Raw genomic sequence first — 12,299 nt, 5'->3', positions numbered from 1 at the left:
CAGACTACTTGCCTAGGGTGAAAATCCACGCTAGAATCTACTTCTTTCGTGCTGCGAACGTGGCGGAATTGGTAGACGCACCAGATTTAGGTTCTGGCGCCGAGAGGTGTGAGAGTTCGAGTCTCTCCGTTCGCACCAAAGCATGAAAACCGTTGATTCAAAAAATTAATTTTAAACAAAATCAACGACTTAGCTTTCCCCCTAATGGCTTTTGATAGCCTGTTTTCACATATTGAACATCGTAAGCCCCATAAAGACCCCACGAAAACAGGCCATCGCCAGCATCAGCAAACCCACTTCTGGGTATCGAACCCGGATAAAACTGCCTCTGTTGCACAATCAGCCCTCTTATCGGGAAAGCCGGATCTTTTCGACTAAACAGGAAGCGCAGACCTGGGCGATGCAACGCGCGCTTTACCTTATCTCCCCTACGTTTGAGACCGCTCGCCTTGAATCGGCATAAGATGACACGCTCATCGTTGGCATCAAAGCCGCACGCCTGGCCAACTCAAAAGCAGCAAAATGTGCAATCGACCCAGTCATTTCTCAGAGCCCACACAAGTCTGCAATGAGGGTCGCTGCGCTTGCTCAAACACAAGCTTCAGACACAAAAAAGCCGCTCTTGGTGAACGGCCTTTTTATTTGGGTTTGAGGACTATTCCTGCCTATCATGCTTGCCGGGAAAGTCACTAGGCCAACGCATGGGCTTAGGTTCCGGATCGGGCCTGGGGGCTGGATTGGGAGAAGGGATACCATTCACGTCCGAACCTCCTTCACATAACAATCAAAAGTGTGCAAGGCCACGCATTAATTGCACTAAATACTATACCAATGGTGGAAAATCACCAGCCTTCTAGTATTTACCCCAGTGCAACATGGCACCACGTCCTCAGATCAAGCGTTCTCCGGGAAACGTAGTACGGACACGAAAGCAGACTTGCACTTCCTTTTAATCAGACTGTTTTTTAGCCTTGCAGTTCCGTGCGACTATGATCCCAAACAATGGCGCGACGGCAAATACGCCAAATAGATAATAAGCAGCCTGACGCGTCCCCGCCACTCCACCCGGATCAATAAGTCCACCTGCATTGGCAACCATCCCCGCCAAAGCCGCTCCGCTGGCCGTTGCGAAGAGCTGAATGGTGGTGATGGATGCCCCGGCCAGTTCTTGCTCCTGAACAGAAGCGGCTTTTAACACCCGTATCAGCAGGTGGGGCCAGGCCAGTCCTACTCCCAAGCCGATCAGCGCCAGTGCCAAACAAATCGGAACCAGGTCCAGAAACAGGCCCGTGCTGGTCTCCGGTACCAGAAAGGTGAGCCCTAGCATGCCCAGCAAGCCGCAAACCGGCCCGACCAGAATCGCCCGCTCAATCGCCCGTCCGCTCAGCCCCGAGCTGATGACAGCACCTACCGTCCAACCCGCTCCCATCAAGGCGGCCAGGTAGCCCGCCACCAAAGGAGACTGCTGATGCAAAACTTGCAGAAAAAGCGGTGCGAAAACCTCTCCGCTAGTGACAGTCAACACCAACAAGGACATCAAGGCATACAAACCGGCAATCTCGGAACGAAACTGAAAGGTCCCCGACGGCAACAAGCGGCTTGGCGAACGTTTTTCGACGGCAATCAAGGCGGCACCCAACACAAACGCCAGCGCCAGGCCCAGGACATTGTGCACCAGCTCTACCGAGGTGCTACCCGCAGAAATAGCCAGCACAGCCAGCGTCAATAAAATCAGCTGAATCAACGGGATAGATGCCTTTGCCTCAGTGCCGGATTGAGGCTCCCGTTTAGGCAAGACACCAGAAGCCACTACAGCAAAAAGAACTGCGATCAGGGCAACGGATCCAAAAGCAGCCCGCCACATGCCCCACTGCGCAAACAGGCCGCCGATCGCCGGGCCAGCAAGGGTGGCCACACCCCACATGCCCGACACCAAAGCCATCGCACGGGGCCATAACTGCTCGGCAAAAACCACGCGAATCATGGCGTAGGCCAATGCAAAGAGCAAACCCCCACCTATGCCCTGAACAAAGCGACCGAACAGCAAAATGGACATGCTGGGTGCCCCCGCACAAATCACCGCCCCCACCGCAAAGGTCACGGCGGCCAGGCCGTAGCTTCCTTTAGGGCCTGTCATGGCCAGCAACTTGGGGGACAAGGCCGAACCCAGGATGGATGCCACCACAAACAAGGTCGTGTTCCAGGCATAGAGATCCAGTCCGCCGATATCCTGCACAACCGTAGGCAAAATGGTGGTCGCAATATAAACATTGACGGCATGCAGCACCACGCCGCCCGCCAGCACCAGTGCACGCATGGCATTGGCGCCAGACAATAAATCCCCCCAGGCTGACTGGCTGGGCGCCCCCTGCCCCCCATTCGCGGCCAACTGGTCTTGTGCCGCTGGCACCTCGCCCGCAGGGGCTTGCTGATTCTTCATAAGATCTCGACTCGTTCACAATAAGACGCCCCGCTGCTCAAGGAGCTTGCAGGGGCAAGAGTCGTCTTTTATAAAACCTCATGCATAGATGAGGTCAAGAGAATCAGTCACCATGAAAATCGACATTACTATCCCGCTATCGGTAGGCGAAGTTGCACGCCGCAGCGGAGTAACCATTGCCACCGTGCATCACTATGAGGCCAAAGGCTTGATTCAAGGCTGGCGCAGCGATGGCAATCAGCGACGGTATCACCGCGAGGTTTTGCGGAAGATCGCGGTAATCAAAATTGCCCAAAGAGCCGGTATTCCGCTGGCAACAATCAAGGAGGCCTTGGATGAGCTGCCATCCGGCAAGCCACTACAGGCCAAGGACTGGGCGCTGCTCTCAACCCGCTGGCGCGACATGCTCAATGATCGGATCCGCAGCCTGACCCAACTTCGTGATGAGCTGGATGGCTGCATAGGCTGTGGATGCTTGTCCATGACGAATTGCCCGTTACGAAACCCGGGGGATCAATTGTCATTGGTGGGAGATGGGGCTGTGCTACTGAAGCAGAAGAGCACCATTTAAGGCATTCACCAGCAGGATCTGCTCAATTAGGCAAAGAGCCTTCAATGCCGCCCTGAGGGCCCGGTCGGGATGCCGGGCCTGTTCTTATGGGGATTTTTATCAAGCGAATACTAAGCCGCTTTAAATCACGCCCCAGAAATACAGCAAGGCAGGCAGCAGCGCCGTCAACACTCCCTGTACGGCGGACACCATGCCTGTCAAGCGGGCAATGGGTTTATTCAGGACCAGCAGCAAGAAGAACAGGAACCAGAGGACGGCCCAAGACAGCCAGCTTAGCACTTGCCAATAATCAAAAATCCGCTCGGCAAGACTCAGGTTGGTGATCGCGGCAGGAACGGCAATGCAGGCCACCGCCAGGGAGTACCAACCCAGCGCACGGCCGTCACTGCCAGTAAAGGCGTTCACCCCGACCCAGAAATAGGTCAGGGCAAACAGGCCCAGGTAAATGGCGGACAAGGGGGAGTACACCACGCTGTTGGCCGGATTCAGGATGTGAGACATGCAGATGAATCCCAGCACGGCGGTGAACAAATTAACAATGGCAGCATCTTTAGCATCCACCAGCCTGCCCGCGTGGTGACCTTCAGAATAGTAGAGACGAACACCATTCACGAACAGGCACAGGCCTGCAAACGCCAGAAAAGCGGCAACTAGCATTTTGAAGATTTCCTAAGTAATAGAAAGCGGACACAGAACATGCCCGCAACATGATGTTGCACTCAGAGCCGAGGCGGAGCAGATCATAGAGCCTGGTAGCCCAATCGCCATGTATGTTTTTTTATAAGCTCTATAAGAAAAAACCGCGCATTTTTACGGCGGTTTTCCAGTGAGTAATCATCCTAAAAAGCAGGGGTTTTGCACGGGCTTGAACAGGTCAGATCAGCCCTTACCCATTTTGAGAGCGAAACCTAGCCGAAAACAGGACAAACGTTCTCCATCAATACGTGGAAAATCCCATCGAATTCAGGACAAGCGTGCTGCAAATGATATTTGCCAGCCAACAAACGGCTTACACAAGAAACCACTCAAGCCTGTTCGTTTTAGCCTCAGCGAGCCAATACGCGCACATAGACCAGTTGCGCCAGCAACTCCACCAAGGTCTGGGTCAAAATGATAGCGGGCAACAAGGGCAAGGCACCTGGAATAGCCAGGGCCAAAGGCAGAACAACCAGGGAGTTACGAGTCGCGCTACTAAAGGCCACTGCTCGTCGCAAAGGGACTTCCAGACGTACTTGTTGCGCCAGCACCCAGCCAATGACAGGAGCCAGGACGGCAAACAGAACATACACTGGCAAGACGCGCCACAACACATCCAGCGCCGGCTCCAATTGCCTCAAAACGGCAGCTACCACAATAAACAACGCCAAGGCGGTAGCCGGGACAGGCGCCAGGCCTAAACCCGTCTGGATCTGCGCCCAGACGCGACTTTTCCCAGCAAGATACTGAGTCGCCCCCGCCAATAGCAGTGGAGTCAAAATCAGAAAAAAGAAGGCGTCCAGAAAAGGCCCGGCCTTGATGTACAGGCCAAACTGTTCTCCCAATGCCAACTTCAGGAACAAGGGTAAAAGCAGCATTTGCACCACAAGCAGCACCGGCGTAGCCGCTAGCAAGCTTCGCGCATCTGCACGGCCTAATTGAGCAAACGTGACAACGTAGTCAATGCAAGGGGCCAGCAGCACCAGCAACACACCCAGACGCAGCATGGTATGGTCTGGCAGCAAGGGCAGCAGCGCAAAGACAAAGAGAGGAATCAGACAAAAATTGGCCACGAGCAGCACGGCCAAAAAGCGCAGTTGCGTCAGCGCCTTACCCAGTTGAGAAACAGGCACCTGCAAAAAGGTGACATACAACATGAAAGCCAGTGCCGGATTGATCCAGTCGACCAAACTGGCCGGCATCACCCAGACACTGGCCATCAAACCGGCCAGCAACATCGCCACACAATAAATGGCGATTTGCCGACTTTCCAACGCTTCACGAATCACGGTCAGCACCTCGCTTGGCAGCAAACCCGCAGCACTGCCGTGAAAAAACCTTACAGACCGCTACGACGCAAACGGGCGGCCGACTGACGATTCAAGTCCCGAGCCTCACGCTCGGCATATTCGCTTTCACCAGCTTCGTAGCGACCTTCATGCATGCAGGACTCACGATCCCAGGTACATTCATTGAAGAGTTTGGAGACGGGGCCACCGCCTGGTTTGGCCGAAGAACACGCCGCCATCAAGGCAGTCAAACCAATGACCGCAGCACCTTGGATCAGTCGTCGAAGCATCATTTCGTCTTCCCTACAAAAAATCTTTTCTTACCGCAAATCGAAACGACAGCCAATCGCGGACAATACGAACACTGTACCCCGAGGCCTAAAAGCTCGTCGATTCCCTTTCCTGTTAATTTGCAATTTATGACTCAAGAACAATTTCTGCTATTGGCCCAAATTTTGCACTTATCACCCAGCCCGGAGCTTGAGCACGAGACGCAACGTCCAGACGGGCCCCTTAGCCCAGAGGCACAACAAATCCTGGCTCTACATCATCAACTCAAGCAGGCCTATGTTATTCACCGGCCCACCGCGTTTCGGGTTGTGGTCAGCCATGACGATCTGGATCGATTCCCTGGCGCGCTGGACCTAAAACAGGGCATGCGCGTCCAACTTGTCTCCTACATCAGTGAACGCTACATCAACGTTCGCATCACCGAAGTTCCCTCTACACCCAAGGCCTATTTCCGAGGGATGGTCACGGAGCAAAACACCGGCTACACGCTATTTGAAGTCGGGGACAGCGTGTATTTTTCTGAAGATCAAGTGCACGCTGTCCTCAAGCCGTCGGCCGGGCGACATCCCTGATCCCGGGTCCCGCCTCTATCCCAAGGTTTTCAGGCTGGAATCGGGCAACAAATGCAGCCCAGTCCGACGGACAAACTCTTCGTAGCTGATGGGTGGGCTAACGCGAGTGGACGCCTGATTCGCCTGCCAATGTACCCAGGAGCGTCGAGTGCTTGCGTCGTACACCAACTTGAATAAATGACTGGGAACGGCAACCTGACTAGCGCCAATGCTTGCCGCACGGCGCGCATACACTGGCCCGGTAAAGACATAGACATTACCGGCAGCACGGGCGACGTATTTACGAGTATCCGCTTCAATCTTGTTCCAGGGACCGGCATTATGAGCCTGGTTTTGCGGCACCATATTAGCCAAAGAAAAGCTTTGGGCCATACTCTGTGCAGAGGCCATGTCCCCTGCCGGCGCCATATGTCCACGTGAAAATCCCGAGCCCCGGTAATCATTCAGTTCGGCGCGTTCCGCCTGAGGCAAACGGCCTTCAGCATAAAAACGATCCGTACGCTTGACGCCCTTGGCCGACTGAATCTGTTGCCGATTCAAACGCTGCACAACAAACACCGGGGTTTTGGTTTGGCCGCTATGCAAAATCGCAAAAGCGCTAAAGCATAACTCCCGTTGCGCATAAGCCATGGGCACAACAGGCCGTGAACCGGGAAAGAACTGGGGGCATTGCGCAAAAGAGGTCTGGACATACCCATCAATGGCAGCAGGGACGGGAGCACTGTCTTGCTGAACGACCGTGGGCCAACCCAAAGACACCAGAAACGGCTCAAGACTTTGCCAGTTCAGCCCCTGGGGATGAAGCCAGGCAGTCGCAAGCCCAAAACTAGTGAGGGCCGCTGCAATGACTGATTTCAAAAATCGGGACGGGCTACTCTGCCCTACCTTCTTTCTACTACTGGTTTTTGTACCGCGACGACCTGTGCTTTTTCTGCTCATACCACTCTTGTTTTATGCTTGGTCGGCCTACATCATTGCGCCGACTGCACCTGTGATTATAAGCAGTCCTTTCTATATAAAAGGAACGTGCCCCCACCGGGAGCACGTATTTCCTTCTGACTCCTGCCTTTTTCAGTCCATTTGATGAGCCTAGCAGAAGCGGATTCAAAAGCTGGAGCGCGCTTCTTACTTTGCGCTCAAGGCCTGCAGCTCTTTCAATTCCTCTTGCAACTGCTCCAGCTTGGCGCGATCGCGCTCCAGCTTTTTCTCCAGCTCCTGCACCTTGTCTTGCCGCCCTTCAGCACGCTTTTCGGCGATTTCGTCAATACGATCCTGAATGTCCTCTTCTTGCTCGCGGATATCATCCTGCACATCGCGCAGCAAGTCAGCATCTCGACAATGCATTTGCACATTGGCCAATGCGCGCTGCAGACCACGCTCGCGGTGCACATTCCCGTGCTGGCGCGCATAGTCGATCTGGTTCTGGATCTCAGCAGCCCGATACTGGCAAGCTGGGTTATCCGCCCAGGCGGGCAAAGCCATCACACCTAAAACGGCACTCACGCACCATACAGAGCTTTTCATCATGATTACTCCTGCTGTGTTCCTGTGGAACACCATCATACAAGCGCATTCGCTGTTTACCTGGAGTGGACGCTTATAACAAACTTCGTCGTCTTGTCACGAATACGTGATTAAATTCGAAGATTCCTTCGTTTATGTCATGATCAAGTAACAGAATTGTCGCAAATTGTGCCAAAGAACTTACACAACGTGTCTTTAAGCATAAAACAGTTCAGTTACACTCAAAATCCTCATAAAGCAAACTTTTACTTTTCATCGTGTCCAACATCACCATCAGGAAATGGATCTTTTTCCTGTGCGCTGCTTTGATTGTTTTGTGGCTCTTTCCCTTTGCGCACATCAACGAAAGTTTGCTCAACTCCTCCCAGGCGTATTCCGCCTGGCATACCAGTGTGCTCAACTCCTTGATGCCTTTGTCGATCCTGGCGGTTGCCAGCTTGATCTGGGCAGACAAAGCAGTGTCCGCCTGCCTGGCCATGGCCGTCAACACCGTCTTGTTTTCACTGGCGATCAAAAATATCTGTGATACCGCCGACCGTTTCTCTCACGTGTGCGGTATTGATGTTTCTGTTTCCTACGGAGCCATGCTCTATGGGCTGGGCATGGCGGCGCTGTGGGTATTACTACTTAGCTATCGCTGGAAAAATCCTAAAGAGCGGTCCGGTCCCTGATGCAGCCCAGTCTGGTATCAGGACTTCTCCGCCCGCCCCTGCATCACCATAATCGTTTGCTGCATCAACGCACATAAGGTGTGCTTGCCCTCTTCCATGGCAAATACCTCGGCCTGCGTCACGATCAAACTGCGGCCCTGACGAACCACAGACCCTCGGGCCAATAAAGACTCCCCTTTGGCCGGCGCCAGAAAATTCAGCTTGTATTCCACGCTGAGCACGCTGGCGCCCAAAGGCGTACAGGTCATGGCGGCATATCCTCCGGCCGAATCAGCAATCATGCCCACAACACCACCATGTACAAATCCGTGCTGTTGCTGAACCCCCTCCCAATGCGGCAGATGGATCTCGACCAGGCCTGCCTCGACCAACGGCATGGTGGCGCGAATCAAGCTCATTGCCTGCTGGCGGGAAAAACTGTCTTGCACGGCTTGCCGCATGGATGGGTCCAATGCGGGCTTAGCAGAAGCGAGGGCTGAACGCATGGCTGAGGTCTTCTTTATTTTTATCGTGGATACAGCGGTGTCAAACGGGATTGAACGGCCAGAAAACGGGAATCAACATCACGCCCAAGACCCAGAAAATCAAGTTCAAGGGCAAACCGACTTTCAGAAAATCCGCAAACCGATAACCACCCGCGCCATAGACCATCGTATTGGTTTGGTAGCCCACGGGGGTTGCGAAACTAGTGGAAGCAGCAAAGGTCACCGCGATCAAAAAAGGCGTGGGATCAACCCCCATCATTTTGGCCGTGGACATCCCTATGGGCGCCAGTAACACCGCAGCGGCGGCATTGCTCATAAACTCGGTCAAGACCAAGGCCATCAGATAAACCACTGCCAGCACCGTCAACGGTCCAAAAGACTCGACCAAGCCGACCGTGTTTTCCACCAGAAACTGGGCGGCCCCCGTCTCACTCATAGCCAATCCCAAGGGCAACAAACCAGCCATCAAGATAATGATGCGCCAATCGATGGCGTCGTAAACATCATCTGCCTTCAGGCAACCGGCCAGCGTCATGGCTACGGCACCGAGCAATGAGGTGACACTGATGGGCACCCAGCCCAAGGCAGGCACCACAATCACCAAGGCCATGGTGACCAGGGAAAAAGGTGCGCGCCAGCCCATTTCTTTTTCAGCCTCACGCTCGGAGAGCACAATAATATTGCTGTCAGCCCGCAAGTCAGCCGCCTCGGAGGCCGGGGTCAACATCAACAAAATATCGCCCACCTGTAAACGTACAGCACGCAACTGCTCACGCAAGACCTGGCCACGGCGATGAATCCCCAACACAGTGGCATTCCTGTGCCAGCCCGCCCTCAAGCTGCCCAAGGTACGCCCGCTGATACGCGAACGCGGCGCAATCATGACCTCCGTCAAAACCTGATCAACCTGTTCAAAAGATCGTTGCTCCAACTTGAACTGCGGATCTACTTCCAGACCCGCTTCTTTGCGCAACTCATCCAGCTTGGTCCAATCTCCACGCGCCAACAGCACATCGTCCTGCTCAATCTTCTGCTCTCGCGGCCCCCACACTTTGATATCACCGCGCAACAGCTCCAGCACAAAGACGCCATACTGCTCACCCAACTTTGCGTCGCCAACAGACTGACCGATCAAGGAGGAGTCCGGCATGACGCGCAGTTCGGTTATGTACTTGCCCAACTCATATTGCTCGACCAGCTCGCCACCGCGCGCCGCAGGCAATAGCCAGCGCCCTACTGTCAGTAAATAAATACAACCGACTGCCATGCAAATGACACCCAGCTTAGTAAATTCAAACATCGTGAAGCCTGGATGCCCCATGTCGCGGGCAATGGCATTGACCAACAAGTTGGTAGACGTTCCAACCAAGGTACAGACCCCGGCCATTTGCGAGACATACGACAAGGGAATCAGCGCTTTGGAGGCTGACATACTTATCCGTGCGCTAGCGGCCATCACGATAGGAATGAATACCGCCACCACTGCCGTGTTATTGACAAAGGGGGCAATCACCGCCAGGACCAGAAACAAAAGCACCAGAAACTGAAGTGGGGAGCGGGCCTTGCCCAGCAAATCCCCAATCCCTGACAGCGCACCGCTATTTTGCAGGCCGGCGGCCAACACAAACATCGCAGCGACGGTGACTGTGGCCGGATTACTGAAGCCGCCTACGGCCTGTTCAGGAGTCACCAAGCCCAGAATAGCCAAGGTGCCAAGCACCAATAAAGCAATCGCGTCGATTCGGAGTTTTTCTGTGGCAAACAAGACAATCGCAACTAAAGCCAGGCCCAAAACCACTGCAATTTCGATTGTCATGTTGCCCCACTCCTGTTTATTCTGTGCTGCCAAGTATAGGTAAAAATGCAGCACCCCAAGCGCTGCATTTCGCCGTACTGAACAAAAAAACACAAGTTTTTCAAAACAGGCAAAGCGAAACCTGCTGCATCAGGTAGATGCTGATACCGCAGCGCCCTGGTCAGACCTAGACCAACAGCATCACCAGGAACACCCCTGCCAACAAGGCGATATAGGCTTTGGCGTGAATGCGGTCGGGGATCTTGCCAATCCAGCGTGAGGTAAAACGAATCCCCAGCCAGGAACCCAGCACCAATACCAGACAGGCACGCAGGTCGATGTAACCCGCATGCCAAGGCCCCAATGAGTCTGCATTCCAGGCCAGCATCGCGTAGCTCAGGCTGCCCACCACCGCCATAGGCAAGGACAAGGGATTTGCCGCTGCTGTGGCGGCCGTCATGCTGGCACCGCGTCGGCGCATCAAAGGTACCGTAATCACGCTCCCGCCCACGCCCAAAAAGGCGGCGATCGCACCAATAAGAACGCCGGCCCCGGCGCTGCTGGCCTTGCTTAAAGGGCGCATGGCCTTGCTTGCTGTCTGCGTAAAACCCGCTCGAAACAGGCTATCAAGAATCGTCAGGCCCAGATACACAACAAAAACCCAACGCACCCAGGCCCCACTCAAGGCCATGGCCGCTACCGCACCGGGAATCGCCCCCAGGGCGATAAACCAGAGCAAAGGACGCACCTGCCCCCAAGGCACGGTGCCAGCCTTGTGATGGCGCCAACTGGACAGGCCAGCCCCAAAGATCATGACGCAGGTGGATGTGGCCACCGCAATATGCATGGCCGCCTGCCCCATCTGGCTGTCTGCGCCATACAGAGCAATCAACACCGAATACAGCACGGGAACCACCACAAAGCCACCACCGAAACCAAACAGCACGGTGGTCACCCCGGCCAGCAAACCAAAAAACAGCAATAGCAAATACATAGTCGCCCATCAAAAGAGATACCAAAACCCAAGAATAGGTCGCTCCGCCTTGGCTGACATGCTAAAACCGGTCATTAATACTTTCGTTTCGGCCAGAGGCTTGCTGATGCACAATGTACGACTGGATAGCGTGGATGCCACCCCCCGCCCCTTGCTGGCGATTGGCACGGACTACGCCCCGGGCACTCTGCTGGACTTTCATGTACACCGGCGGGCGCAAATGCTCTATGCCATGACAGGCTTGATGGAAGTAGAAACGGACGATGGCGCCTGGGTCATTCCACCCTACAGTGGCGTCTGGATTCCGGCCGGCAAGCGCCATCGCGTGCGCATGCAAAGCGCCAGTACGCGCAGTCTATATATAGAACCCGAGGCCGCCCCCCGCCGCAGCACACATTGCGAAGTGCTGGTGATTACGCCCTTGCTGCATCACTTGCTGCTGGCCTCCCTGGCCTTGCCCGCCTTGTACGAGGAAAATGGCCGCGACGGTGCCTTGGCTCAACTTCTCTTGCATGAAGTTGGCCTGGCACACACCATGCCGCTCTTTGCGCCCATCCCCCAAGATTGCTCCTTGGCCGCTCTGTGCAAAGCATTCCTGGGCCAGCCTAATATCCAAAGCACGCCAGAACAATGGGCCAAGCAATTGAACAAAAGCCTGCGCAGCTTCACACGTCTGTTCCGGCAGCAAACCGGCATGAGCTTTAGCGAATGGCGGCAACAAGCCTGCCTGTTGACAGCCTTGACCAAGCTGTCTGCCGGCCAATCAGTCACCCAGATTGCGCTGGACCTGGGCTATGACAGTGCCAGTGCCTTTTCCACCATGTTCCGTCGCCGTTTAGGGCAAGCTCCCAGCAACTTTATTCGTGTTCCCTGACGCGTCGGGCCAGGCAGCAGCTTGATCGAAGCGGATACAAAAAGGCCCCCGAAGCTCTGAAATTCGGGGGCCTTGCACCGCTCGCTTCAAGGGATAA

At 54.7% G+C, this 12,299-nt stretch carries 13 protein-coding genes and 1 tRNA gene; 5 read left to right on the top strand and 9 right to left on the bottom strand.

The genetic code is table 11. The features are described 5' to 3' along the window. Positions 1 to 53: 53 nt before the first annotated feature. Positions 54 to 138: transfer RNA gene (locus AB7E06_RS10580), tRNA-Leu, on the top strand. A gap of 811 nt (positions 139 to 949) precedes the next feature. Here the strand turns inward: AB7E06_RS10580 and AB7E06_RS10575 are convergent. Continuing rightward, positions 950 to 2,440: an MFS transporter gene (locus AB7E06_RS10575; protein ID WP_406846441.1), complete on the bottom strand. Its 1,491-nt coding sequence runs from the start codon at positions 2,438 to 2,440 to the stop codon at positions 950 to 952. A gap of 112 nt (positions 2,441 to 2,552) precedes the next feature. Between AB7E06_RS10575 and soxR the strand changes: the two genes are divergently transcribed. After that, on the top strand, positions 2,553 to 3,011 hold the full coding sequence (gene soxR / locus AB7E06_RS10570; RefSeq protein ID WP_230018564.1) for a redox-sensitive transcriptional activator SoxR: 459 nt from the start codon (positions 2,553 to 2,555) through the stop codon (positions 3,009 to 3,011). Between the two features lie 120 nt (positions 3,012 to 3,131). On the opposite strand, the gene AB7E06_RS10565 is transcribed toward soxR, so the two are convergent. The 3 genes from AB7E06_RS10565 to AB7E06_RS10555 form a co-directional block, all read right to left on the bottom strand. After that, positions 3,132 to 3,668: an AmiS/UreI family transporter gene (locus AB7E06_RS10565; protein ID WP_094196416.1), complete on the bottom strand. Its 537-nt coding sequence runs from the start codon at positions 3,666 to 3,668 to the stop codon at positions 3,132 to 3,134. A 389-nt stretch (positions 3,669 to 4,057) separates the two neighbouring features. Next, positions 4,058 to 4,945, bottom strand: a complete 888-nt coding sequence (locus AB7E06_RS10560) for an arsenic resistance protein (RefSeq protein WP_427957035.1) — start codon at positions 4,943 to 4,945, stop codon at positions 4,058 to 4,060. 101 nt (positions 4,946 to 5,046) lie between these two features. Beyond that, positions 5,047 to 5,289, bottom strand: a complete 243-nt coding sequence (locus tag AB7E06_RS10555) for a hypothetical protein (protein ID WP_094196415.1) — start codon at positions 5,287 to 5,289, stop codon at positions 5,047 to 5,049. 126 nt (positions 5,290 to 5,415) lie between these two features. Here AB7E06_RS10555 and AB7E06_RS10550 point away from each other — a divergent pair, with 126 nt between their 5' ends. Beyond that, positions 5,416 to 5,859, top strand: a complete 444-nt coding sequence (locus AB7E06_RS10550; RefSeq protein WP_094196414.1) for a hypothetical protein — start codon at positions 5,416 to 5,418, stop codon at positions 5,857 to 5,859. 15 nt (positions 5,860 to 5,874) lie between these two features. Here AB7E06_RS10550 and AB7E06_RS10545 read toward each other — a convergent pair whose 3' ends face one another. Together AB7E06_RS10545 and AB7E06_RS10540 are read right to left on the bottom strand one after the other, a co-directional pair. Beyond that, a complete protein-coding gene (locus AB7E06_RS10545) occupies positions 5,875 to 6,798 on the bottom strand; it encodes a DNA/RNA non-specific endonuclease (protein WP_427956859.1) in 924 nt (307 codons plus the stop codon). 186 nt (positions 6,799 to 6,984) lie between these two features. Then, positions 6,985 to 7,386, bottom strand: a complete 402-nt coding sequence (locus tag AB7E06_RS10540; protein WP_230018566.1) for a DUF1090 domain-containing protein — start codon at positions 7,384 to 7,386, stop codon at positions 6,985 to 6,987. Between the two features lie 347 nt (positions 7,387 to 7,733). Here AB7E06_RS10540 and AB7E06_RS10535 point away from each other — a divergent pair, with 347 nt between their 5' ends. Further along, a complete protein-coding gene (locus AB7E06_RS10535) occupies positions 7,734 to 8,054 on the top strand; it encodes a DUF202 domain-containing protein (RefSeq protein WP_230018568.1) in 321 nt (106 codons plus the stop codon). Between the two features lie 17 nt (positions 8,055 to 8,071). On the opposite strand, the gene AB7E06_RS10530 is transcribed toward AB7E06_RS10535, so the two are convergent. The 3 genes from AB7E06_RS10530 to AB7E06_RS10520 all read right to left on the bottom strand — a co-directional run bounded on the left by AB7E06_RS10530 (position 8,072) and on the right by AB7E06_RS10520 (position 11,328). Beyond that, complete coding sequence (locus AB7E06_RS10530; RefSeq protein ID WP_199827879.1) at positions 8,072 to 8,539, bottom strand: PaaI family thioesterase; 468 nt, start codon at positions 8,537 to 8,539, stop codon at positions 8,072 to 8,074. Positions 8,540 to 8,579: 40 nt separating this feature from the next. Then, a complete protein-coding gene (locus AB7E06_RS10525; RefSeq protein WP_268253675.1) occupies positions 8,580 to 10,409 on the bottom strand; it encodes an SLC13 family permease in 1,830 nt (609 codons plus the stop codon). 112 nt (positions 10,410 to 10,521) lie between these two features. Continuing rightward, positions 10,522 to 11,328: a sulfite exporter TauE/SafE family protein gene (locus AB7E06_RS10520; protein WP_230018572.1), complete on the bottom strand. Its 807-nt coding sequence runs from the start codon at positions 11,326 to 11,328 to the stop codon at positions 10,522 to 10,524. Between the two features lie 106 nt (positions 11,329 to 11,434). Here AB7E06_RS10520 and AB7E06_RS10515 point away from each other — a divergent pair, with 106 nt between their 5' ends. Beyond that, positions 11,435 to 12,202, top strand: a complete 768-nt coding sequence (locus AB7E06_RS10515; protein WP_121740096.1) for an AraC family transcriptional regulator — start codon at positions 11,435 to 11,437, stop codon at positions 12,200 to 12,202. Positions 12,203 to 12,299: the final 97 nt, after the last annotated feature.

This window comes from Alcaligenes sp., from assembly GCF_050255915.1.
GTDB lineage: Bacteria > Pseudomonadota > Gammaproteobacteria > Burkholderiales > Burkholderiaceae_B > Alcaligenes > Alcaligenes aquatilis.
Note: the sequence above shows the minus strand (reverse complement) of the source record. Positions and strands in the feature narration are given on the sequence as shown.